The organism is Blautia schinkii (assembly GCF_013304825.1).
Classification (GTDB): domain Bacteria; phylum Bacillota; class Clostridia; order Lachnospirales; family Lachnospiraceae; genus Blautia_A; species Blautia_A schinkii_B.
Genome location: NZ_JAAWUO010000012.1, coordinates 1 through 24,620 on the forward strand (window position 1 = coordinate 1; position 24,620 = coordinate 24,620).

The following is a 24,620-nucleotide window of genomic DNA, read 5'->3' on the forward strand; positions in this document are numbered from 1 at the left end:
GAAGTGTGGTAACACATGGAGCTGACTGTTACTAATCGGGTGAGGGCTTGACCAAGAAACGCAGGTTAAGAATTGATTCAAAGAGTTTGATTAACGATCAACAAGCATGTATGTAGTTTTTAAGGTACAAACCTTAAAATGGCCCAGTGGCTCAGTTGGTTAGAGCGCCGCCCTGTCACGGCGGAGGTCGAGAGTTCGAGTCTCTTCTGGGTCGTTACAGCTTAGCTGTAATGAATTGAATATGGGATCTTAGCTCAGCTGGGAGAGCATCTGCCTTACAAGCAGAGGGTCATAGGTTCGAGCCCTATAGGTCCCATAGATTATGGATGGATTCCCGAGTGGCCAAAGGGGGCAGACTGTAAATCTGTTGGCACCGCCTTCGAAGGTTCGAATCCTTCTCCATCCACTTAAATGCCGATGTGGCTCAATTGGCAGAGCAGCTGATTTGTAATCAGCAGGTTATCGGTTCGAGTCCGATCATCGGCTTTTAACATTTAATAACGCGGGGTGGAGCAGTCTGGAAGCTCGTCGGGCTCATAACCCGAAGGTCATAGGTTCAAATCCTGTCCCCGCTACTTATGCCCAGATAGCTCAGTTGGTAGAGCAGAGGACTGAAAATCCTCGTGTCGCTGGTTCGATTCCGGCTCTGGGCATGTTTTAATGTAAAGTATACGAACAGCTGGTTAGAAAAAGCCTGAGCATCAATTAATTTAATATGGGGTATTAGCTCAGTCGGTAGAGCACTTGACTTTTAATCAAGTTGTCCGGGGTTCGAATCCCCGATGCCTCACTAATTTTAAGAGCACTGTCAAACTGACAGTGCTTTTTTCATGTCCGGAAAGTCACGTGGAATACCATCCTACACATTGTATGAAAACACCCGTTAAAACTCCACGCTATAGAGTATACAGATTTAAAAAAGTATCTGCTACAATAGAGTCAGTTAAGAAAAAGGCAGCGTGTTTCGGGGGAGTCATAGTTGTACGTTTTGTGGGAAAGAATACTTCAGGAGGTGTAGCAAATGATTATTATTGGCGAAAAGATCAATGGTTCCATTCCTTCTGTGGCAGAGGCCATTGCAAAAAGAGATGCGGAATTTATCAAAGACCGTGCAAGAAAACAGGCAGAGGCCGGAGCAACATTTATCGATTGTTGCGCATCTGTTCCGGAAGAAGAGGAAGTTGAAACACTGAAATGGATGATCGACTGTATTCAGGAAGTAACAGATCTTCCGATTTCTGTGGACAGCCCGAGTGCGGATGTACTTGTACAGGCGTATAAATTCTGTAAGAGACCGGGACTTTTCAATTCTGTATCCGGTGAAGGTGACAAGATTGATAAGATTTTTCCTGTTATGGCACGGGAAGAGAATAAGAAATGGGAAGTTATTGCTCTTCTCAGTGACGATACCGGAATCCCGAAGAATGCAGCAGACAGACTTCGCGTATTCGATAAGATAATGGAGAAAGCTAAGGAATATGGAATCTCCCCATCCAGGATCCATATTGATCCGCTGGTAGAGATGCTTTGTACATCAGAGAATGGAATTGAGACAAATATTGAAGTTATCACTTCTGTTCGTGAGCAGTATCCGTCCATTCATATTACAGCAGCGATCAGCAATATTTCTTTCAACCTGCCGGTTCGTAAGCTGATCAATCTTGGATTCATGGTACTGGCTATGAATGCCGGTCTGGACAGTGGAATCCTTGACCCGACAAACAGAGACATGCTTGGTCTTATTTATGCAACAGAAGCTCTTCTTGGAGAAGATGACTACTGTATGGAATACATCGGAGCATACAGAGAAGGTCTGATCGGTCCGGTAAAGAAATAATGAATGTATTTAAGAAATCTGCCGGGTTGCGGAGCCTGACAGAATAATCTTAGATAACATATATGGGAAGCACCAATGTACGAAAAAAGATAGCAGTCCCTAAGAAAAAATTTAATGAGTGCAAAATCAATTTCAGGAGGTAAAGTATTATGAGTAAAATGGATGAAGTTTTTGATCTGGTAGTAAGAGGAAAAGCTAAACTGATCGGCGCAGCAGTTCAGGAAGCACTTGATGAGGGGAATGCAGCACCAGATGTTCTTGATAACATGATCAAGGCTATGGGTGTTGTAGGTGAAAGATTTAAAAATAATGAGATATTCGTTCCTGAGATGCTGGTAGCAGCAAGAGCTATGAAGAAAGGTGTAGATGTTCTGAAACCGCACCTTGCAGGCGGAAGCGCAGGCGTAGCTGGAAAAATGATCATTGGAACAGTAGCAGGCGATCTTCATGATATCGGTAAAAACCTGGTAGCTATGATGATCGAGAGTGCCGGATTCGAAGTAATTGACCTTGGTGTAGATGTTCCGATCGAGAAATTCGTTGAAGCAGTACGTGAGAATCCGGATGTTAAAGTTGTAGGTGTATCTGCACTTTTGACAACAACCATGCCGGCTATGAAAGATACAGTTGAAGCTCTTAATAAAGAAGACTTCCGTAAAGATATCAAGATCATGGTTGGCGGAGCTCCTATCACTCAGGAATTCGCAGATGAGATTGGCGCAGATGCTTACACAGCAGACGCAGCAACAGCAGCTCAGGTTGCAAAACAGCTTGTAGCATAATGTAAATGTAGATGAAATAATAGTAACGGTCATAAAAATGATCCGCAGAGACTATGAAAATAAAGATAGTTTCTGCGGATTTTTTATAATTAAGATATGTTCGCAGGGGTTACTGTTCACTGGCAATGTTCCGCGAGGTGTTTTTTGTGAGCGAAGGTCACAGAAAACCCGAGACATACTGCGCGAATTTATGCAATTAGCATAAATTCTGTGCATCGCGAAGCGTGTTACTGAGAACGGAGTGAACAGTAACTCGCAGGGCTTATCAGTAATATCTTGCGACGTGTTTTTATGGGAAAAGGTTGTAGATATATATTGGAAGACGGATGTATAAGTTAAGGCTTTACTTACTGAAGACAAATGGTTAAACTGGTAATAGTAAGAAAATTAGAGCAGTAAAGAAAACTAAGACAGTAGAATACCTGTCTGAAAATATGGGCAGAAATATAAAGTACAGGGGTGGCGGATTTGAATACATATAAGGTGTTTTTTACAAAAGAAAAAAAAGAAGTTTCGGTGCAGGAAGGTACAACTGTACTGGAAGCTGAGAGGATAGCAGGGTTATCCCCGGATGCACCATGCGGGGGTGCCGGAAAATGTGGAAAATGTACCGTAAAGATCAACGGCTCTGTGGAAAAAGCCTGCCAGATAAAGATTACGGCAGATCTTGAGGTAGAAACAATTGAGCAGGCATCGGAACACAGGATTCTTGTAAAAGGAACAGAGAGAGCAGTAGCTTTTCAGCCGGAGCTGGAGATCCTGGACATTGAGATACAGTCATGTAAAGTTGGGGAAAACAGCTCAGACTGGAAAAGACTTTGTGAAGCTGTAAATAAGAAACTCCGGGAAAAAGGCAGCAAGGCAGACCGGGTGTTCCGGCCGAAGCTGGAAATACTTCCTGTAATCAGCCATCTTATGAAGGAAAAAGGAGGAACAGCCAGAGCAATCGTAAGCGGTGATGAAATTCTGGAGCTGAAAGAACAGGACGATAAACCGGTACTGATGGCTGCGTTTGATATTGGAACAACAACCGTAGCCGGGTATCTTCTGGATGGAAGAACAGGAGAACAGCTGGCAACAGCAAGTGCTTTGAATGTACAGACAGAATATGGTGCGGATGTTATCATGCGTGCCAATTATTCTCTGGAGCATGGTGCAGAGGAACTTTCTGCGTGTATCAGAGTGCTTTTGAAAAAACTGATCCGTACACTTTGTAAAGAAGCGGGAAAAGAGCCGGAGGATATCTATCAGGTCAGTGTTGTGGGAAATACCTGTATGCATCACCTTTTCCTGGGAATCGTTCCGGATTCTCTTGTTCATGCACCATATAATCCGGCGATCAGTCATGGCCTTACATTCCCGGCAGAAAAATTCCGTCTGGGAATCCATCCGGGCGGACAGCTGATCGCGCTGCCTGTCATTGCAGGATTCGTAGGAGCTGATACTGTTGCCTGCCTTCTGGCTGTAAATCTTGAAGAAGAGAAAAAGATGACTCTGATGATCGATATTGGAACAAATGGCGAGATCGTTCTTGGAAATTCAAAACGCCGCATTGCGTGCTCTACTGCGGCAGGTCCGGCTTTTGAGGGCGCAAAGATAGCCTGTGGTATGCGAGGCGCGGAAGGTGCCATTGAGCATGCACATCTTGAAGAAGGAAGACTCGTATGCAAGGTAATTGGAGACGGCAAGCCAACGGGAATCTGCGGCTCCGGACTGATCGATATTATTGCAGGACTTCTGGAAGCAGGAGTGATCGATGAGACAGGAAGACTGATGGAAGGACCGAGAGTTGTTCAGATCGATGACAATACGAAAACAGCATATCTTCTGGCAGGTCCGTCTGAATCAGGTAATGGAAAACCTGTATATTTAAGTCAGAAAGATATACGTGAAGTACAGCTGGCTAAGGGGGCTATTGCTGCGGGAATCGCCCTTCTGGCAGAACAGATGGGAATTACTTTGGAGCAGATCGAGCAGGTTTATATTGCAGGAGCTTTTGGCAACTATATGGATCCTGCAGGGGCATGCAGGATCGGCATGCTTCCGGGAATCCTGAAAGACAGGATCATTCCGGTTGGAAATGCAGCAGGAGAAGGTGCAAAGCTGGCTCTCTTAAATAATGAAGAACTTGAACGCGCGGAGCGTCTTGCCCGCCATACAGAATTTCTGGAGCTGGCAGCACTGCCTGAATTCCAGGATGAATTTGTAGATCAGTTGGAATTTCCGGAAGAATAAGAAAGTCTGTTTTACTCAGTTGGAAACAGATTTTGGCATAGGTTATTAAGTGTAGAATTTATGTGGAGGGAACGATATGGACTTAAAAGAATTACAGCAGCTGGGAAAAGAGATCGGCTTTTTTAAAATAGAGGAAATGGATCCCGGGAAGATCAAACTGCTTCCGGAGGTGCGCCAGATGTGCAGCACAGATAAATGCCACATGTATGGACGAAACTGGAGCTGTCCACCTGCATGCGGAACTTTGGAAGAGTGCGGAGAAGATATCTCAGGTTATACAAGAGGCATCATCGTCCAGACAAAAGGTGAGCTGGAAGATGAATTTGACGGAGAAGGCATGATGGAAACAGAGGCACTTCATAAAGAACATTTTGTGGAGATGCACGACAGACTGAAAAAAGAATTTCCAAAGCTTCTTTCTCTTGGAGCCGGATGCTGTACCAGATGCGCCAAATGCAGCTATCCAGACGCACCGTGCCGTTTTCCGGAGAAACGTTTTTCTTCAATGGAGGCATACGGAATGCTGGTGACTCAGGTCTGTCAGGACAGTGGGATAGAATATTATTACGGACCTGGAACGATTACATACACCAGCTGTTTTTTCCTGGAATAAAAAGATTGAAGAGGCATGAACAGGTTAGAGAAATTTTTCGGTTCTATTTCTGCGAAAGGCTGACATAGACTTTTGGTAGCTGTATAGCTGTGGGAAATGCGCATTCCCGGCTTTGTCCATTGCAGATGGCTGCGGTGGGAAGAGCGAACAGTAATCGGAAACCTGAAGTTTTAGTCTTTGGCAGAAAGGCGGTATTTTTTATGGGATGTGGAAAATTTCATGAATTTCATGATTGCAGTGAACAGCGTGATCGTATGGAAATGCTGCGGATCTTTCAGGTAGCAGCAGTGTTCTTCGGAATTCTTATGGAAAAAATCTCCCGCGTGCAAACTGCCGGAAGAAAAATGATCGGAAGAGGACAGGCATGGTATGCAGCTGCCTGGGCAGATTGGAGATGTGGGACAGGTTATGGAAGTGTGCGAAATGCGGCAGATGCAGGCACAGGACATAATGGTGTGACTGCATCAGGAACGGAAGTGTGCAGAAATAGATGGGGATATGCCCGCAGGGGACGAAAAACTGTAACGGATAAGGTTGATGTGGGCAATAATCCGAGAGATGGAAATGTGTGTTGGAAGTATTTGAGTAGAGGGCTGTCAAGATGCAAACTGCGGGGAAAAATGCACAGTGATGGCGCAGATCTCGCTGTTTGTTGCAGTTCGCATATTCGGACCCCATATGCCGGCACCTGAGGTGACGATGTTGTGCATGTTTCCCTTTTTCAGGTAGCCGCAGGAATTTTCCCAGACGAGGCCGGTAATGATGTTCAGTGGGAACAGCTGGCCGTCGTGGGTATGACCGCAGAGATCAAGGTCTGCACCTGAAGAAGCTACCTCATCCAGCTCCCCGGGCTGGTGATCCATAAAAATAACAGGGCGTCTCAGATCCAGTGATTTGGTAAGCTGGGAAGGACTCTTACGCGTGTCGTCCATTTTGCGGCAGCGGGAAGGGTCCTTCCGTCCTGTAAGATAAAACCGGTCATCAATAAGAACAGTTTCATCATTGAGAAGCCGGATGTTGGCATCTTTCAGGAACTGTGTCATTCTGGGATCATCGTAGTCCTTATTTGCAGAGCGGAAAGTGAATCCCGCAAGGATCGGTTCATTGAGGTCATGGTTGCCCCAGCAGGCATAAACGCCGTATCTGGACCGGATAGAACGAAGGGTGGAGGCAGTTTTTTCCGGGTTTTTCAGCCCTTCATATTCATTGTCAAAAATATCTCCGGCAATGCACACCAGATCCGGCTTTTGGGAATTAATTGCATTGACAAGAAGTTCAGCATTTTTTTCTCCGATGCTGTAGCCAAAATGAATATCTGCAAGCAGGACGATCTTGAGGGAATCAGTTCCTTCCACCTGCTTATCTACTTTCACATCATAAGTTTTTGTCTTAAGATTCCACTGATTTAAAATTCCATAAACACTGATGCCGATAATAAGAAGTGTGCAAATTGCCCCGGTGAGCACGAAAGTTTTCCGGGTGTAAAGCCAGTCCGGATGCAGCGTATGTTTCAGGATCAGTCTTGCCAGATCTGTTGTGACAATGACGATCAGAATATAAAGAAAAGTGCCCTGAAAATAATTTGCCGTATTTTTCAGAAAACGGTGAAATGCCGGCGGCTTCCGGATCAGAAAGCTGGTGAGCAGTGAGGATGCCAGAAAAATATAAACACCCGCAAAGCACACCCGAAACAGCGGTGTCTGAAACAGATGCGTACAGGCTCCCATCCACAGGATCATCCAGCGGACAATATAAATATTAATGAGAATGTAAAGCGGTGCGAGAAAAATAGCAAGCATTAAATTTGGTAAACCTCCGTGATTTTCGTAAGTGCAGATGTTCAGGTTGTTACAGAGCAATATCACAGAATGTCTGTGAATACTTGAACTATAGTTACACCAGTATAGCGCAAATAATAATTTTTTGCAAAAGAACATATATTAGGAAAAAGACCGATTATGGTGTTTTTATGAAAAAATATGTGTACTTCCGGTATTTTGTGGTGTTTCTGGTGATCGTCCTGCCGTATTTTATGGGGGCGGTGTTTAATGGGGCTGATATGGTCATGGCGGAGCGCAGGCCGGAAGTGGAGATGTTTCTTCCGATTATTGTGTCTTCCCAGATCGGATCGGATATGAAAAAAGAAACCATAAAAGCGCAGACCGTGATCGCAAGGTCGAATATCCGGAGAATACTCGGGGAAGGGAAAATACTTCCGCAGATATTGCAGGAGAAAACTGACGGCAGAGATTATATTAGAAATATTTTTTCCAAAAAAGACAAAGTCTATCAGCAGGCAGCAGAAGAAACGAGTGGTCAGGTGTTGACGTATCAGGGGGAGCTGAAGTTGCTCCCGTGGCATAAGGTCAGCGGGGGAAAAACACGCAGCGGAAAAGAGGCTTTTCGGGATGAGGCATATACATATCTGAAATCTGTGGACAGCAGTAAGGACAAAAAATCGCCGGATTATATGGAGGTGGTTGAAATTCCCGTGAGTCAGGCCGGGGAGGTGAAGATCCGGGAACGGGACAGTGCGGGCTATGTGACAGAGCTTTCCAGCGGAAAAAATCTCCTGGAGGGAGAGAGTTTTGCTGTGGGTATGGGATTGAAGTCTGCGAATTTCAGTTTGCAGAAAAATGGTGATGTGTACGTTCTGCGGGTGCGGGGCAGTGGTCATGGAGCAGGTTTTTCGCAATTTGGTGGAAATGAGATGGCGAAAGGCGGGAGCAGCGCGGAGGAGATCCTGAAAAAATATTTTCCGGCCATGAAACTGGAAAATTTGTAAAAAGTGAATAGAGAGTCATATTCTGGACACCCTATAGATACAGAAACGATGTACTGGTGAACAGTTATCGGAAATGAACATATTAGACAGAGGTGGAAAGAATATGATGAAAAGTAAAGTTGTGAGAGGAATTATCAACGGCGGAGTTCTGGCAGCAGTGGCAGCTCTTGGGATCACAGTGTATCAGCTGGGAACCAAGCCCCTTACGGAGTCAAAAGATGATTCTGTGCAGATGAAGGAGACAGGACTGGAGGAAGAAATCTCCGATGAGGGAGATGCGGAAGTTTCCGGAAGTGGAAGCACGGAGGAGGCAGATGGTTCGGGAATTGCGGATGGGGATTCGGTGAAGAATGCTGCGGTTGATGCGGACGGCATGGCTGGCAGCAGTGGAACAGGAGATGTGGCTGACGGAGGTAGCAGTGCTGCAGGAACTGGTGCGGCAGCTGCAAATGCAAATGAAAGTAATAGTGCTGCGGTTGCCGGTGTGAATGGTTCTGCTGTAAGTAAAGCTGCAGGTAAATTAGCAGATGGTACTGGAGCAGATTCTGCGGAAATTGCATCAGCAGGTAATAATTCAACCGGAAACACCGGAACAGACAGTACTGAGACTTCTGCAGCGGGAATTGCTGCACAGAATCTGAATTTTACCGAGAATTCTCTTATGGAGTGGCCGGTCCGCGGAACGGTTCTGATCGATTATAATATGAACGAAACAGTTTATTATCCAACTCTCGACCAGTACAGGGTAAGTTCGGCGATCGCAGTTCAGGCTGTGGAGGACGCACCGGTTTATGCGGCTGCAGACGGACAGGTGCTTTCTGTTGAGCAGGATGCCTGCACCGGAACGACTGTGACGATGGAACTTGGAAACGGGTATCAGGCTGTGTATGGACAGCTTAAAGATCTTACTGTTGCAGAAGGTGATACAGTAAAAGAAGGTGAAGTGATCGGAAATGTCAGCGAGCCGACAAAATATTATTCCGTGGAAGGCCCGAACCTTTATTTTGCAGTGAAGAAGGATGGAAATCCGGTGGATCCGTTTGAGTATCTGGAGTAAAATTTTTATATGAAAATTATGCGGGATATGGAATCCATCCCGCATAATTGTACTATACCCACATAAAATTTCACGAAGAATCTTTTTTACCGGGATGAAAACGTGTATAATCATAAATATAAATATCTGCACATAACGATAGCATATGACAGACATAAAGGACAGAGGAAGAGGTACATATATATGAATATTAATGAAATAGCCAGACTTGCAGGCGTTTCCAGAGCGACTGTATCCAGATATCTGAATAATGGGTATGTAAGCAGTGAAAAGAAAGCAGTCATCCGGAGAGTGATCGAGGAGACTGGTTATCAGCCGTCCTCCCAGGCACAGACACTTCGTACGAAAAAAACGAGTCTGATCGGTGTCATCCTTCCAAAGATCAATTCCGATACCATAAGCCGTGAAGTTGAAGGAATCAGTGATATTCTTACACGGAGAGGATACCAGCTGATTCTTGCCAATACCAATAATAATGTGGAAGAGGAACTGAAATATCTTTCGCTTTTTAAAGAGCGTCAGGTGGACGGAGTTGTTTTTATTGCCACCATGTTTACAAGGAAGCATAAGCAGATGCTTAAGGATTATAAGGTTCCTATTGTACTTCTGGGACAGCATCTGGACGGATATCCTTGCATTTATCAGGATGATTACAAAGCTGCTTTTCAGGTGACGGAGAAGCTTGCGGAGAAAGGCAGCAAGTTTGCCTATATTGGAGTTACAGATAAAGATGTGGCTGTAGGTGCACAGAGAAGAAAAGGATTCGAAGATGCCCTTCGTAAGAAAAAGCTCGAGATTGTGCCTGAGAGGATGAAAGTGGGAAGTTTTACCATGGATTCAGGATATGAGATGGCCAGGGAGCTTTTTGAGGAGGATCCGTCCATTGATTCTCTTGTGTGCGCTACAGATACCATGGCAGTGGGAGCCATGACTTACCTTAAGGAGATAGGACTTCGCATTCCCGAGGATGTGCAGATTGCGGGAATCGGTGACGGAGTTCCGGGCAAGATCGTGGAGCCGAAACTTACTACCATGCATTTTTATTACAAAACAAGTGGGATGGAGGCAGCAGCTATGCTGGCCGACCTTATTGAGAATGATACCGGGATCAGCAAGGAGATCAAGATGGGATGTGAACTTGTGGAACGGGAATCTCACAGATAACAGAATAGTTAAGTCAGGCAGAAGCAGGTTCTTTTTGGAAAGGGATCTGCTTCTTTTTTGTGCCATTGGGGACGGGGATTATGGCTCTGATATCGGTTCTTATGGAATATGTACAATTTTCAGTATGAAAATTTGTGAGATGTTTCGGATTTACAAATGAGATCGTTGTGGTTATAATACAATCAAGATATGAGAACGATTCCACATTAAAACGCAATGAAGAAAATGAAATATATGTGAGAAACTAAACAGAATATTGATAAATGATAAAAAAATATGACAAAAACAATATTTTTAATAGTTAAAAACATATGGAATCAATCTCATAAAAACATAAATAATGGATCACAAAAAAGATAGAGATAACGATCATATCTGAGTTATAACGATATGCATCATCTGATCCACAAAAAAGGAAAAGTAAAAAGAGTCTGCTGATTAAAAATCAGACAGCGACGGAAAAGGAGGATGGACATGGATTACAGAAAGACCGCACAGGAAATCTACGATCATATAGGAAAGAAAGAAAACATCATTTCTGCAGCCCACTGTGCAACAAGACTTCGTCTGGTCATTGCAGATAATGACAAGGCAGACAAGGAATACGTGGAGAATATCGACGGAGTAAAAGGTGTATTCTTCGCACAGGGACAGATGCAGATCATTCTTGGAACAGGAGTTGTAAACAAGGTTTATGATGAGTTTATCCAGATCGCCGGGGTTTCCGAGAGCAGCAAGGAAGAGCTGAAGCAGGTGGCAGCATCCAAGGCCAATCCAGTACAGAGACTCATTAAGACTCTTGGAGATATTTTTGTCCCGATCATCCCGGCTATCGTAGCCAGCGGATTCCTGATGGGAATCATGGAAGCTTTGAACTTCATGGTAAACAACGGCTTCCTGAACATTAATACCAACGGTTCCATTTATGTATTTGCACAGCTTTTCAGTAATACAGCATACACATTCCTGCCGATCCTCATCGCTTACAGTGGTGCAAAAGTATTCGGCGCCAACCCTTACCTTGGTGCGGTTATCGGTATGATCATGATCCATCCGAATCTGCAGAACGCCTGGACAGTTGCCACGGAAGGCGTACAGGCCACACAGAAAGTATGGTTCGGACTTTACTCCATTGACATGGTTGGATATCAGGGACATGTAATCCCGGTTATCATTGCAGTCTGGGTACTGGCACAGATTGAGAAGAGACTTCATAAAGTCGTACCTGCAATGTTCGATCTTTTTGTAACACCGCTTGTCAGCGTTTTTGTAACCGGCTATCTTACACTTTCCATTATCGGACCGATTTTCGTAACAGTTGAGAACGGACTTCTGGATGGAATCCAGTGGCTGATCGCTCTGCCATTCGGAATCGGAAGCTTTATCATGGGTGCTTTTTATGCACCGACAGTTGTTGCAGGTGTTCATCATATGTACACCATCATTGACCTTGGACAGCTCGCTAAATTCGGCGTTACCTACTGGCTGCCGCTTGCATCTGCAGCCAATATTGCACAGGGTGGTGCGGCTCTTGCCGTAGGCCTGAAATCAAAGAACCAGAAGGTCAAATCTATGGCTGTTCCGTCTGCATTAAGCGCATGTATGGGAATCACAGAGCCGGCGATCTTCGGTGTAAACCTTCGCTTTGGAAAGCCGTTTATCATGGGCTGCCTGGGTGGTGCATGCGGAGCACTTTTTGCTTCCATCACCAGTCTTGGTGCTACAGGAACAGGCGTTACCGGTATCTTCGGAATCCTGCTGTGCCTGAATAATCCGGTTTCTTATATACTCATGTTTGTCATCGCATTTGGTGTGGCTTTTGTACTCACATGGATGTTCGGATATAAAGACGAGGTACAGGAAACAGCTGGGAAAAATATTGAAACAGAGAAAAAGGCAGGTGCTCCGGCAGAGAATGCTGAGATGAAATCTGCGGAGAAAAAAACAGTTGAGAGCGGTGTGCAGACTCTCTACAGCCCGCTTGAGGGAACTGCGATCCCGCTTTCAGAAGTAAAAGATGCGACCTTTGCATCAGAAGTCCTTGGAAAGGGCATGGCAGTGATTCCGTCCAAAGGTGAGGTAAAAGCACCTTGCGACGCAACAGTTTCTACAATTTTTGACACAAAACATGCGATCGGCCTTGCAACAGACAGCGGTCTGGAACTGCTGATCCACATCGGGGTTGATACAGTTGAGCTTGGCGGTAAATTTTACACAGCACATGTAAAAGATGGAGACCAGGTCAAAAAAGGCCAGACACTGATCACTTTTGACATGGAGGAGATCAGAAAGGCTGGTTACGATGTGACCACACCGCTGATCGTAACAAATACAGATGATTACGAAGAAGTAAAAATGCTTACAGAAGGAACAGTAAACAACGGTTCTGAGGTACTGGAGGTAAAATAATGAGTTCTCTGACAAAAGTGCTTGCGGAGGAAGTAAGAAAAATCGAGGAAACGGCAGCAGTAGGAATGGCGATGCAGAAGAGCCGCCTGACACATCATCTGATGCCGCCGACCGGATGGCTGAACGATCCAAATGGATTATGCTGGTATAAGGGAAGATATCACGTGTTTTTTCAGTATTCTCCTTTTGAAGCCAACGGCGGTCTGAAATTCTGGGGACATTATTCCAGTGAGGATATGATCAATTGGAGATATGAGGGTGTTCCGCTTCTGCCTGACAGTGTTTATGACTGTCATGGTGTTTACTCAGGCTCTGCACTTGCAGAGGAGGATAAACTTCATCTTTTTTATACAGGGAATGTGAAGATGGATGGAGATTATGATTACATTAACAACGGACGTTGTTCCAGCACTCTCCACGTGGAGAGTGAGGACGGCATCCGTTTTGGAACAAAAGAAGAGGCCATTTCCTGGACGGATTATCCGGAGAATTACACCTGCCATATCCGCGACCCGAAGGTGTGGAAGGACGGAGAAGAGTACCATATGATTCTGGGAGGCCGCCAGAAAGGCGACAAAGGTGCAGTTCTTTTTTATAAATCTGAGGATCTGAAGAACTGGACATTTGATCGTGACCTTACTACAGAGAATACATTCGGATACATGTGGGAGTGCCCGGATTTCTTTGCACTGGGTGACCAGGAGGTGCTTTCAGTTTCTCCTCAGGGACTGACAAGAGAGGAGTACCGTTTCCAGAATATTTACCAGTCCGGATATTTTATCCTGAAGGATGGTAAGCCGGAGGAAAAAGATTTCCGGGAATGGGATTACGGCTTTGATTTCTATGCACCACAGACATTCCAGGATGGAAAAGGCAGAAGGATCATCATCGGCTGGATGGGAATGCCGGATGCTGATGAAGAGTATGTGAATCCAACTGCTGAGACAGAAGGCTGGCAGCATTGTCTTACTGTTCCGCGGGAAGTTACTTATAAGAATGCAATGCTTTATCAGTATCCGGTGGAAGAACTGAACGGACTTAGAATGGATGGGATTTCTGTCAGAGGTTCTGATGTGGAGCTTCCGGTTAATGGACCATTTGATCTGGATATTAAGGTCAAAGGTGAGCAGGGCAAGATAAGCCTTGGGGAAAACCTTTTCCTGGATTATCAGGACGGAAATATTTCATTAGCTTTCTCCGAAAAAGCTGGCGCAGGGCGAAAAGTGCGTAAGGCGCATATTCCATCTGGTAAGGTTGAAGCTCTCAGAATCCTTGCAGATACCACTGCAGTGGAGATCTATGTGAATGGTGGAGAAATTGTTTTTTCCACCAGATATTATCCGGAGACGGATGAGCAGACTGTGAAGGTGGAAGCTGCGGAAGTTGATGGAAGGATTTATGCGTTGAAGAATTATGTGATGGAGTAGGTTCTTTTGTTTCACAATTCATATTCACAGAAATAAAAAATGAACGTATAATAAAGCAGGTGGGAAAATCCGCAGCCGGAATCCCAGCCTGCTTTATCTTTGTTATAAGTGAAATACAAGAATTGTGCCGGCTGCTTGAGTATAGAAGGATGGCTGCTGAAGAAATGCTGGCGGCTGTCTTTACATAGAATATTTTCACAAAAGAGGAGACTGCTATGAACTACACATACATCGTGCAGTGTGCAGACGGCACGCTCTACACCGGCTGGACAAACTGCCTTGCCAGGCGGATGAAAGCGCACAATGAAGGCAAGACAGGTGCCAAATATACCCGGGCCAAGAGACCGGTGAAACTGGTGTACTACGAAGGCTTTGCCACAAAGGAAGAGGCTATGAGCAGGGAGTACCGGATCAAGCAGCTGACCAGGGAGAAGAAGCTGGAGTTGATGAAATTCTGAATGTCGATAAGCATTTCGATACTTCAAGTGACTTCAAAGGTGTGGAGCATTATGCAGCGTAATTGAAAGATAAGGATATCTTTTTTTGATGTTTTGTGGTTGAAGGGTTTTTGCAGAATTTGTCGAAATGTTTTGAGTGCATATTTGCCCATATTGTGCTAAGGTAAAAAAAGCATTTCATTTCTATTCTGTTCAGCGACAGGAATGAACTGCTGAAGCTTTACAATTGAAAGCTGTTATGTTGAATATCAATAAAGGCCATAACCGGAAACTGATGGAAACCTGCAGAACGCTTCACGACTACGCAGAATACACTTCCCGGGTACGTGAATATGCTGCGAGGATGCCACTGGATGAAGCTGTGGAGCGGGCGATCACGGAGTGTATAAGTGAGGGGATACTGGCAGATTTTCTGAGAGAGAATCGTGCGGAGGCGAAAAAAGTGAGTATATACGAATATGATGAAGAGAGGCATATGAGACAGACGAGAGAAGAGGGCGTTGAGGAAGGCTATGCCAATGGACTGACCCAGGGAATTGAGCAAACAGCGGTTAATTTGATTAAAACGAGACTTCTTACAGATGAACAAATTAAAGAAGTGACCGGTTTAAGCCAGTCTCAGATAGACACTTTGCGAAAAAACGAAAATACTCAATAATCACATCATTGTATAAAACCAATCATATAGCTAAAAAATACATCGAAAAACAATCACATCAAAAAAATCTCTTCCAGAGCGCTTAACCATTTAAATTCCTGCCATACAGCGAATATAAATGTCTAAGCTTCCTCTGGAAGAGATCGCATCTTTACATTTCTGATCAATGAATCCCCATTCCGGCAACAAAGAAATACATTACAACGAAATGGCACATACTTCCCAGCATTACGAAAATATGAAATACTTCATGAGATCCAAAATTTTTATGTCTGGCATTGAAGATCGGCAGCTTCAGTGCGTAGATGACACCTCCGATGGTATAGATGATGCCGCCGGCCAGGAGCCAGCCGAACCCTGCGCGGGGCAGGCTGTGGAAGATCGGGACGAAGGCCAGAACACAGAGCCAGCCCATTCCGATGTAGATCACAGAAGAGAGCCATTTCGGGCAGTTGATCCAACAGCCCTTAAGGATCATTCCGATGATGGCAACAGTCCATACAAGTGCACAGAGGATATAACCGGTACGGCCGTGAAGGACGATAAGGCATACCGGAGTATAGCTACCTGCAATCATGACGAAGATCATCATGTGATCCATTTTTTTCAGACGGCGGTTTACTTTAGCGGTGGAGTCTACGGAATGATAAAGAGTGCTGGCCAGATAAAGAAGGATCATGGTCAGGATGAAAACACTCACTGCAAAAACATGAAGCATATCAGCGCTTCTGGCAGCTTTCACGATCAGCGGAGTGGCTCCGGCAGCTGCAAGAAGCATGGCGATTCCGTGTGTAATCGCGCTTCCCGGGTCTTTTAATTTAAATTTCATGATATAACACCTCCTGGATACAGAAAAATAATGTAGAAATCGATAGAACAACATATAGTATTCAAAACTACATATCAAGTATACGAATACTATACCACTCTTGTTCGAAAATGCAACCCCTTTTTCGTAAAATTTTATGTGGAATTAACATAAGTTTGCCTTGAAGTAAACATTCAGTCAGTATACTTATTCAGGATAATCCATTGTGCGAACGGCTGACCTTTGCATCTATTTATCAGAGTAATCTGGATGAGTTTTATATGGTAAGAGTAGGTTCACTGGTAGATCAGATGTTTCTTTCCAAGGATATTCGTGAAAATAAAACAAATATGACACCAAAGGAACAGTTGGAAGCGGTCCTCTCAAGAACCAGAAAATTAAATCGAAAAAGAGATGTGATCTATGAGGAGATCATGGACAGCCTGAAAGAATATGGCGTTCAGATGCTTAATTTCCATAAGATCGAAAAAGAAGACAGGAATTATCTGGAACGCTATTTTGAGGCAGAAGTAGCACCGGTGATCTCACCATCTATTGTAGGGAAAAAGACAACCATTTCCATTTCTCAGAACATTCATATCATCAGCATTGTGGGACGTTTCCTGGAGCACTCCCGTATTTATATTTTCGGAACGCAGGAAAGAGCGAAGATATATATTGCATCTGCTGATTTTATGACAAGAAATACCCTTCGCCGTGTGGAAGTAGCAGCACCGATAGAGGATCCGGATATCCGTATGCAGATCCAGGAAATGTTTGTAACCATGCTCAGCGACAACCGAAAGGCACGGAAAATGAACAGTAAAGGTAATTATAAAATTGAAGAGTCAGACAATGCGCCGCTGAATTCCCAGGAGGTGTTTTTGCAGCAGGCATATGCGAATACAGCAGCCGAAGGAAAAGAGCAGTGATAATCAGGCAGAAAATTGCAAAACTCCTGACGGAATGCAGGTTTTCTTTGATAATATAACTGTCATGTGATAAGATAAAAGCAGTATTTTGTATGAAAACAGTTACCGGTTACAAATATTAACTGGAAACATGCAAACTGGAAGGGAGTAGTTTATGGCACACAAAAGAGTAGTGCTTTGTTTGTTAGGAACTATTTTGGCAGCATCCATGTTGAGCGGATGCACCGGAAAGAAGTCAGACCCTGTTACAATTACCGTATGGACATATTATAATGGAGATCAGCTTGATGCATTTAACAATCTGACAGAGAAATTTAATGAAACAGTTGGCAAGAAACAGGGAATTACGGTAGATAGCAAGAGCCTTGGAACGGTAGAAGACCTGGAAAAAAATGTTCTGGCAGCAGCAGACGGAGAGGTTGGAGCTTCCGAAGTTCCGAATATTTTTTCTGCATATGCTGATACAGCATATACCATGGATCAGAAGGACATGCTGGTAGATATTTCTGATTATCTTACAGATAAGGAAAAAGAACAATATGTAGAGGGATATCTGAAAGAAGGAGACTTCTCAGATGATGGAAGTATTAAGATATTTCCGGTTGCGAAATCAACAGAGCTGCTTTTTCTCAATGATACAGACTGGCAGAAATTTGCAGCGGATACAGGTGCGGAATATGATGATCTGAAGTCAATAGAAGGACTTGTTGAAACTGCAGAGAAATATTACAAATGGACAGATGAACAGACTCCGGATCAGCCAAACGACGGAAAGGCATTGTTTGGCCGTGATGCAATGGCCAATTACATTCTGGTAGGAGCCCAGGAACTTGGCTGTGATATTTTTGAAGTCAAAGATGAAAAAATGACTCTGAATTTTGACAAGGATGTAATCCGTACTTTGTGGGATAATTATTATGTTCCATATATCAAGGGATATTTTTCCGCATCAGGACGTTTCCGCAGTGATGATGTAAAAACCGGAAATGTACTTGGCTATGTTGGTTCAACATCCAGTGCCACATTCTTCCCGACGGAAGTAACAAATGACAGTGGAGATACTTATGATATTTCACTGAAAGTACTTCCAAGTCCTAAATTTAAGGACGGCGATGATTACGCTGTACAGCAGGGCGCCGGAATGGTTGTGACCAAGGGCTCTGATGAAGAGATTAAAGCCAGCGTGGAATTTTTGAAGTGGTTCACGAAACCGGAGAACAATATTGATTTTTCCGTTGGTTCCGGCTATCTTCCGGTAACAAATGAAGCCAACAGTATTGATAAGATCAAATCTGTTGAGTCTGATATCAGCAGCTCTATGGAAGAGATCCTTACGAAATCTGTAGATGAGATCAATAATAACAACCTGTATTATATGCATGCATTCGAGAATGGAAATGATGCAAGAACTGTCCTTCAGGAAGCGTTCGAAGATGTTGCACAGCAGGATCGCGCAACGGTAGAAGAACGTCTGGCAGAAGGACAGAGTGCACAGGAGGCAGAAGCTGAGTTTCTGTCGGATGATTATTTTGAAAACTGGTATCAGAATGTCCTTTCAGAGCTTCAGGCGTATGAAGGCTAACGCAGACTGAAGTCTCAGGAAGGAGGAACTGCTGATCATGAAAAAAAAGGAGAAATCCATTTTTCGTACGATCCTGACAGCTATGTTGATGGTTCTGGGAATCGAGATACTGCTTCTGGTGGCTGCTTTAGGCATCAGTCATGTGAGCAGTCAGCTGGATCAGAATGCAGTTGATATTCTGAAAAAACAGGTGGATAACAGAAGCAGTTATCTGGAGAGCATTCTGTCTTCAGATCAGAATCTTTCAAATCTTTCAGAACGGATCAATGAAGTGACGGAGGAGCTGATTGATTCCGGTGAGATAGATATTCAGAATATCGGAACAAATAAAGAAGATTATCTGCCGTTGATGAAGTGTATTAATGATTCAATGATCAGTACTATGAGGCGGAGAGCAGTTACAGGAATTTTTGTAGCCTTTAACACAGAGGATCTGGACGAAAAAGGCCAGAAAGATGTGATTCCTGCTTTGTATATAAGAGATCTGGATCCGGATTCCCTGCCAGCGCGGAAGAATACAGATCTTCTGATGGAGAGATCGCCGGTTGAGCTGGTTAAGACGATGGGAATTTCCACGGATAAGGGTTGGAAATCGAAGTTGGCTCTTTCGGATGAAAGTACGAAAAGGATCATGTATCCTGTTTTTCAGGCTGCATATAAAGACCATGGTCAGCTTGAGGCATCAGATTATGGACACTGGTCAACAGAAGAATATACACTGGATGGAGATAACCGTCCAGCGATCGCTTACTCTGTTCCACTGATCCTTTCGGATGGAACTGTTTATGGCGTTCTAGGAGTTGAGCTTCTCTCGGAATATCTGAATACACAGATACCTTATGAGGAACTGCAGAATGAAGGAGAAGGCACTTATATTCTGGCGTATACGAAGTCATCATTAAAAGATGACGGAATCGTTATCTCAGGAATCGGAGGAATCAATGGAAAAAATCTCTCCGATGAAGAAGTATTGAGAAACAGTGAACTGACATTGCACAAAAACAGCTACGGAGAGTATCAGCTGGATCTGACGGGAAAAAGATATTATATATCCATGAAACCGATCCAGCTGTACAATCGGAACGCTCCTTTTTCAGATGAGCAGTGGGTTCTGCTGGGGGTTGTGGAAAATAATCAGCTGTTCTCTTTCTCAAGACATGTGCTTCGGATGCTGATATTTACCGTTTTAATGACTGTAGTGGTGGGTGTTCTCAGCAGCCTGATCGTCAGTCTCCGTCTGGCACGGCCTGTGCGGAAACTCTCTTCGGAAGTTGAGGAAGCACAAAAAAATAACAGTACATCGCTGAAGTTTTCCAATACGGGAATCCGGGAGCTGGATCAGTTTGCAGGTGCGATCATGCAGCTGAACAAGGATATGGTAACAGTATCTACGAAATTTCTGCGCATTATGGAAATGGCCAGTGTGGAGCTTGGTGGATTTGAGGTCCGTACCGATACCAAGAGCGTTTATGTGACAGATAATTTCTTTTCCATGCTTGGAATGGAACGTGATCCAGACGAAATTCTTGATGCGGACAGCTTTGTGAAGATCGTGAAAAATTTTGAAAGTGAATGTTCTTATATAACGGGCAGCGATAACGCAAAAGTATATTGTGTGAAGTATGATGACGGAGACGTCCGTTATGTCCGAATGGAGATCAACAAAGAAATGAACCGGTGTATCGGTCTTGTGGAAGATGTGACGAAAGTTACCAGAGAGCGTATGAGCATTGAATATGAGAGAGATTATGATACGCTGACCGGACTTTACAACAGACGTGCTTTCCAGAGAGAAAGTGAGAAGTTGTTCCGCGAGCATCCGGAGAAGCTGAAACATGCGGCGTTTGTGATGATTGATATGGATAATCTGAAATATACGAATGATAATTTCGGACATGATTTTGGTGACAGATACATTTACGAGGCTGGAAAAGGCTTTGCAGATTATACACCACAGGGAACTATTTGTTCCAGAATCTCCGGCGATGAGTTCAATCTTCTTTTCTATGGTTACGACAGTCAGGATGAGATCCGCAAGGTGATCGCTGAAGTAAAAGCTGCTATTGACAGAAAATGTATAATGCTTCCAAGCGGAAGAAAACTTAAGTTAAGCATTTCAGGCGGCATTTGCTGGTATCCGGAGAACACAAAAGATCTGAAACTGATGAAGAAATATGCAGATTTTGCAATGTATCAGGTTAAGCGCTCTGCGAAAGGCAATATTCAGGAGTTTGATCCGGATGTTTATAACAGGAATGCCAGTGAGGAACAGCAGAGGAAACAGTTCCGGCAGCTGATCCGAAGAGAGGAACTTCGGTATTACTATCAGCCAATTGTATCTGCAGTTACCGGAAAGGTCTATGCACTGGAAGCACTGATGCATATTGATCTGCCAGCACTGAAATCACCGGAAGATGTAGTAAAACTTGCCAGAGAAGAGAAATGTCTCCATGAGCTTGAGCGAATTACGTTTTTCCGGGCAGCAGAAGGTTATGTTCAGCTGAGAGAGAATGGTGATGTAAGAGGCGATGAACTTCTGTTTATCAACTCTATTGCCAGTGAGTGCATGAGCAATGATGAATGCAGGGAATTTAACCGGAAATATGGCGATCTTCAGCCACAGCTGGTTCTGGAGATCACAGAGCAGGAATCCTTGAATAAGAAAGGAAATATGCCGGGCTTCCTTGGTGCGATTGCATTGGATGATTATGGAAGTGGCTACAACAGTGAGAAGAGTCTGCTTACTATTTCACCGCAGTATATTAAGGTGGATATGGCAATCATCCGCGATATTGATACAGATCCGGATAAACAGCAGATCGTAGTAAATATTGTAAATTATGCGCATCAGCGAGGAATGTATATCGTAGCAGAAGGCATTGAAACTCCGGCAGAGCTTGAGAAGGTTCTGGAGCTTGGAGTGGATCTGCTTCAGGGCTATTATCTGGCAAGGCCGGCAGCAGTGCCGGGAGAGATCAATTCCGAAGCAATAAAAATTATTAAGAACAGAAGTCGGGAAGTGTGATACTTCCCGGCTTTTTTTATCTGTTTGACAATACATATTTCTCCCATTTTTTCACATAATAACCATACAGATAAACAAACGGCTGCGGCAAATATAAAATTACTGTACAGCAGCGATCAGATAAGAAAAATGCAGGAGGAAAAAGACAAGATGAAAGCAACAGGAATTGTTCGTCGGATCGACGACCTGGGCCGGGTGGTGATCCCGAAGGAGATACGAAAGACACTTAAGATCAAAGAAGGAACACCTCTGGAGATCTTTACAGACAGGGAGGGGCAGATCATTCTGAAAAAATATTCACCTATTGGTGAGCTGAATAATTTTGCAGAAGAATATGCGGAGGCACTGGTGCAGACAACCGGGCTGACAGCCTGTATTACAGACAGGGATGTAGTGGTGGCAGCGGCAGGAAGCGGAAGCAGGGAGCTTGATGGAAAAGAAATCAGCATGGAGCTGGACGAGGTGATCTCCGGGAGGGAGACACGTCTTATTAATGGAAGCAGCCGTGAAGATGTGTCGGTAACTCTCGGGCACAAGGACAGCTTTACCGGAAAAATGATCCAGCCGATCTTATGTGCAAGTGATGCCATAGGATCTGTGATACTTCTTGGAAAATCTGATAAGAATGTACTGGGCGAAAAAGAACGTGCGCTGGTAAAGACAGCTGCGAGTTTCCTGGGAAGACAGATGGAGCAGTGAAATTCTTATGGCGGCGGAGTACACCTCTGGGGAAAGTTATGATATTCTTCCAGAGTCAGGTTAGTGATCGTCAGCCAGGACGCCAGCGGTTTTGTCACATAGCGAATGTGCCAGGGTTCGTAAGGCATGCCGGTGATCTCTTCTTTATTTTCAGGATACCGGAGAATAAAGCCATAGAGAGAAGCATTACGTTTCAGCCATCGCCCTTCTCCGGTGGAAGCGAATTTTTCGCACAGTTCCATATGGAGGGACGGACAGGAAACATCAAGGGCCAGTCCGCTCTGGTGCTCGCTTGCACCTGGAACAGCTACAAATCTGCTCCCTGTAAAAAGCTCCTTTTGTCTTTGAAAAGAGCGGTAGCCGGAGACTGCCCACAGATTCAGGCCGGACTTATGGCAGGCATGGAAGAGCTGGGAAGCCGCCTTTGCAGCCTGGTATTCCAGAAGACGTTTCGGATCTCCCGGTGCAGCCTCAAAAGGCAGCCCGATATCAATAAGATGCTCCGGCACAAAAGCTTCCGGCAGCGGATGTTCCCTGCTGATCAGCCGGGTATAAAAATCTCTGTGCATAAAAAACCCCCTTTCCTTATCCATAAGCTTATGATAAGAAAAGGGGGTTTATGATTATTTTATCTTAGAGAGCTTTCTCACTCATTTCTTCCAGAAGAGCTTTTTTCATGTCGTAAAGTGACTGGGAAAGATCTACATATACTTTCTGCGGATTTACAAAACGTCTGGATTCATCCCAAAGAGTATTCTGCTCTTTCTTGCAGTAGTCACGGAGTTCCATGACAGATGGAGATGTGTAAACGCTCTTTCCACCTTTGATAACCGGAACAAGAAGCTCGCGGAGTTCGTAGGTTCCGCCGAGAACTTTAGTTTTCTTCCAGGTGTCAACCGGGTCGAAGATGACCATGGTCTCTTCAGGATCAAATTCTTCATCTGCAAGGCAGATCAGGTCAGCTTTGATCTTGCCGGTTTTCTTGCTGTAGATACGGTATACAGTTTTGTTGCCGGGGTTGGTAACTTTCTCTGTGTTCTCGGAAAGTTTGATCTTCGGTACGAAGGTATCGCTGTTAGCGTCCTTTACTGCGGCAAGCTTGTATACGCCGCCGAAAGCAGGATTGTCGTCTGCTGTGATCAGTTTCGTTCCAACACCCCAGGAATTGATCTTGGCATCCTGAGCTTTCAGGCTCTCGATCAGATACTCGTCAAGATCGCTGGATGCGGAAATGGTAGCATCATCAAAACCTGCAGCTGCAAGCATCTTATAAGCTTTCTTGGAAAGGTATGCCAGGTCTCCGCTGTCGATGCGGATTCCGTAATTCTTCAGCTGGATGCCTTCCTCACGCATCTCCTCGAATACGCGGATCGCATTTGGAACACCGGATTTCAGTACATCGTAGGTGTCTACCAGAAGTGTGCAGGAATTCGGATAAAGTTTCGCATATGTCTTGAATGCTGTGTACTCATCCGGGAAGCTCATGATCCAGGAATGAGCATGTGTTCCAAGTACCGGAACATTAAACATCTGGCCTGTCAGTACATTGGAAGTACCGGCACATCCGCCGATTATTGCGGCTCTGGCACCAAAGATACCGGCATCAGGACCCTGTGCACGACGAAGACCGAATTCCATGATCGGCTCACCCTTGGCTGCGTGGCATACACGTGCGGCTTTGGTAGCGATCAGGCTCTGGTGGTTCATGATGTTTAAGATAGCAGTCTCAACAAGCTGGGCCTCCATGATCGGCGCGATAACCTTGACCATAGGCTCTCTCGGAAAGATCACGGTTCCTTCCGGGATCGCGTAGATATCACCGGTAAACTTGAAGCTGCTTAAATACTCAAGAAAATCTTCTTCAAAAATCCCAAGGCTTCGCAGATAGGTAATGTCTTCTTCTGTAAAACGAAGGTTTTCGATATATTCGATCATCTGTTCCAGTCCGGCACAGATGGCGAAACCGCCGCCGTTTGGATTATTGCGGTAAAACATATCGAAGATTACGGTCTGGTTGGTCGGGTTTTTGAAATATCCCTGCATCATGGTAAGCTCATAGAGGTCCGTGAGCAGGGTAAGGTTATTTGCTCGCATATTATTCTCCTTTGGATGCCTCCGGATATTGTGACCGGAGGGGAATACACGGTAG

At 44.6% G+C, this 24,620-nt stretch carries 20 protein-coding genes and 7 tRNA genes; 23 read left to right on the forward strand and 4 right to left on the reverse strand.

The window, feature by feature from the left end; all coding sequences use genetic code 11:
• Window positions 1–140: 140 nt before the first annotated feature.
• The 12 genes from HFM85_RS10115 (at window position 141) to HFM85_RS10170 (ending at window position 6,159) form a co-directional block, all read left to right on the forward strand.
• Window positions 141–214 (forward strand) — tRNA-Asp (locus tag HFM85_RS10115).
• A 29-nt stretch (window positions 215–243) separates the two neighbouring features.
• Window positions 244–316: transfer RNA gene (locus HFM85_RS10120), tRNA-Val, on the forward strand.
• A gap of 8 nt (window positions 317–324) precedes the next feature.
• A tRNA-Tyr gene (locus tag HFM85_RS10125) sits at window positions 325–406 on the forward strand.
• Between the two features lie 7 nt (window positions 407–413).
• A tRNA-Thr gene (locus tag HFM85_RS10130) sits at window positions 414–486 on the forward strand.
• A gap of 15 nt (window positions 487–501) precedes the next feature.
• A tRNA-Met gene (locus HFM85_RS10135) sits at window positions 502–575 on the forward strand.
• Between the two features lie 5 nt (window positions 576–580).
• Window positions 581–653: transfer RNA gene (locus HFM85_RS10140), tRNA-Phe, on the forward strand.
• A 64-nt stretch (window positions 654–717) separates the two neighbouring features.
• Window positions 718–790 (forward strand) — tRNA-Lys (locus tag HFM85_RS10145).
• A gap of 231 nt (window positions 791–1,021) precedes the next feature.
• Window positions 1,022–1,837, forward strand: a complete 816-nt coding sequence (locus tag HFM85_RS10150) for a methyltetrahydrofolate cobalamin methyltransferase (protein WP_173738133.1) — start codon at window positions 1,022–1,024, stop codon at window positions 1,835–1,837.
• A gap of 149 nt (window positions 1,838–1,986) precedes the next feature.
• Window positions 1,987–2,619 carry a corrinoid protein gene (locus tag HFM85_RS10155; protein WP_119240974.1) on the forward strand — a complete coding sequence of 211 codons (633 nt, stop codon included), beginning with the start codon at window positions 1,987–1,989 and terminating at the stop codon, window positions 2,617–2,619.
• Window positions 2,620–3,087: 468 nt separating this feature from the next.
• On the forward strand, window positions 3,088–4,854 hold the full coding sequence (locus tag HFM85_RS10160) for an ASKHA domain-containing protein (protein WP_173738132.1): 1,767 nt from the start codon (window positions 3,088–3,090) through the stop codon (window positions 4,852–4,854).
• 76 nt (window positions 4,855–4,930) lie between these two features.
• Window positions 4,931–5,467, forward strand: a complete 537-nt coding sequence (locus HFM85_RS10165; RefSeq protein ID WP_173738131.1) for a DUF2284 domain-containing protein — start codon at window positions 4,931–4,933, stop codon at window positions 5,465–5,467.
• Window positions 5,468–5,667: 200 nt separating this feature from the next.
• Window positions 5,668–6,159, forward strand: a complete 492-nt coding sequence (locus HFM85_RS10170; protein WP_173738130.1) for a hypothetical protein — start codon at window positions 5,668–5,670, stop codon at window positions 6,157–6,159.
• Here the strand turns inward: HFM85_RS10170 and HFM85_RS10175 are convergent.
• The gene (locus HFM85_RS10175; RefSeq protein ID WP_173738129.1) at window positions 6,064–7,266 is read right to left on the reverse strand and encodes a metallophosphoesterase; all 1,203 of its coding nucleotides are present in this window, start codon (window positions 7,264–7,266) and stop codon (window positions 6,064–6,066) included. The two genes, HFM85_RS10170 and HFM85_RS10175, sit on opposite strands and share 96 nt — an antisense overlap.
• 170 nt (window positions 7,267–7,436) lie before the next feature.
• Between HFM85_RS10175 and HFM85_RS10180 the strand changes: the two genes are divergently transcribed.
• From HFM85_RS10180 to HFM85_RS10210, 7 genes are all read left to right on the forward strand, one after another.
• Complete coding sequence (locus HFM85_RS10180) at window positions 7,437–8,252, forward strand: SpoIID/LytB domain-containing protein (protein ID WP_173738128.1); 816 nt, start codon at window positions 7,437–7,439, stop codon at window positions 8,250–8,252.
• Window positions 8,253–8,355: 103 nt separating this feature from the next.
• Window positions 8,356–9,309: a M23 family metallopeptidase gene (locus HFM85_RS10185; protein WP_243873862.1), complete on the forward strand. Its 954-nt coding sequence runs from the start codon at window positions 8,356–8,358 to the stop codon at window positions 9,307–9,309.
• Window positions 9,310–9,492: 183 nt separating this feature from the next.
• Entirely contained in the window at window positions 9,493–10,473 is a 981-nt protein-coding gene (locus HFM85_RS10190; RefSeq protein ID WP_173738126.1) for a LacI family DNA-binding transcriptional regulator, read from the forward strand.
• A 474-nt stretch (window positions 10,474–10,947) separates the two neighbouring features.
• Window positions 10,948–12,882 (forward strand): PTS beta-glucoside transporter subunit IIBCA, encoded by a 1,935-nt coding sequence (locus HFM85_RS10195; protein WP_173738125.1) that lies wholly within the window; start codon window positions 10,948–10,950, stop codon window positions 12,880–12,882.
• Window positions 12,882–14,309 (forward strand): glycoside hydrolase family 32 protein, encoded by a 1,428-nt coding sequence (locus tag HFM85_RS10200; protein ID WP_173738124.1) that lies wholly within the window; start codon window positions 12,882–12,884, stop codon window positions 14,307–14,309. Before HFM85_RS10195 ends, HFM85_RS10200 begins: the two co-directional genes overlap by 1 nt.
• Window positions 14,310–14,524: 215 nt before the next feature.
• A complete protein-coding gene (locus tag HFM85_RS10205; RefSeq protein WP_173738123.1) occupies window positions 14,525–14,767 on the forward strand; it encodes a GIY-YIG nuclease family protein in 243 nt (80 codons plus the stop codon).
• Window positions 14,768–15,005: 238 nt separating this feature from the next.
• Window positions 15,006–15,425, forward strand: coding sequence for an RpnC/YadD family protein (locus tag HFM85_RS10210; RefSeq protein WP_173738122.1), 420 nt, complete (start codon window positions 15,006–15,008; stop codon window positions 15,423–15,425).
• A 163-nt stretch (window positions 15,426–15,588) separates the two neighbouring features.
• On the opposite strand, the gene trhA is transcribed toward HFM85_RS10210, so the two are convergent.
• Window positions 15,589–16,254, reverse strand: a complete 666-nt coding sequence (gene trhA / locus HFM85_RS10215; protein WP_173738121.1) for a PAQR family membrane homeostasis protein TrhA — start codon at window positions 16,252–16,254, stop codon at window positions 15,589–15,591.
• Window positions 16,255–16,457: 203 nt separating this feature from the next.
• Between trhA and HFM85_RS10220 the strand changes: the two genes are divergently transcribed.
• The 4 genes from HFM85_RS10220 (at window position 16,458) to HFM85_RS10235 (ending at window position 22,471) form a co-directional block, all read left to right on the forward strand.
• Window positions 16,458–17,165, forward strand: a complete 708-nt coding sequence (locus tag HFM85_RS10220) for a phospholipase D-like domain-containing protein (protein WP_179976597.1) — start codon at window positions 16,458–16,460, stop codon at window positions 17,163–17,165.
• Window positions 17,166–17,319: 154 nt separating this feature from the next.
• Entirely contained in the window at window positions 17,320–18,747 is a 1,428-nt protein-coding gene (locus HFM85_RS10225; protein WP_173738120.1) for an extracellular solute-binding protein, read from the forward strand.
• A 37-nt stretch (window positions 18,748–18,784) separates the two neighbouring features.
• Window positions 18,785–21,772, forward strand: a complete 2,988-nt coding sequence (locus HFM85_RS10230) for an EAL domain-containing protein (protein ID WP_243873863.1) — start codon at window positions 18,785–18,787, stop codon at window positions 21,770–21,772.
• Between the two features lie 150 nt (window positions 21,773–21,922).
• Complete coding sequence (locus tag HFM85_RS10235) at window positions 21,923–22,471, forward strand: stage V sporulation T C-terminal domain-containing protein (protein ID WP_173738119.1); 549 nt, start codon at window positions 21,923–21,925, stop codon at window positions 22,469–22,471.
• Between the two features lie 5 nt (window positions 22,472–22,476).
• Here the strand turns inward: HFM85_RS10235 and HFM85_RS10240 are convergent, their stop codons facing one another.
• Window positions 22,477–23,040: a M15 family metallopeptidase gene (locus HFM85_RS10240; RefSeq protein WP_173738118.1), complete on the reverse strand. Its 564-nt coding sequence runs from the start codon at window positions 23,038–23,040 to the stop codon at window positions 22,477–22,479.
• Window positions 23,041–23,104: 64 nt separating this feature from the next.
• Window positions 23,105–24,565 carry a nicotinate phosphoribosyltransferase gene (locus HFM85_RS10245; RefSeq protein ID WP_173738117.1) on the reverse strand — a complete coding sequence of 487 codons (1,461 nt, stop codon included), beginning with the start codon at window positions 24,563–24,565 and terminating at the stop codon, window positions 23,105–23,107.
• Window positions 24,566–24,620: the final 55 nt, after the last annotated feature.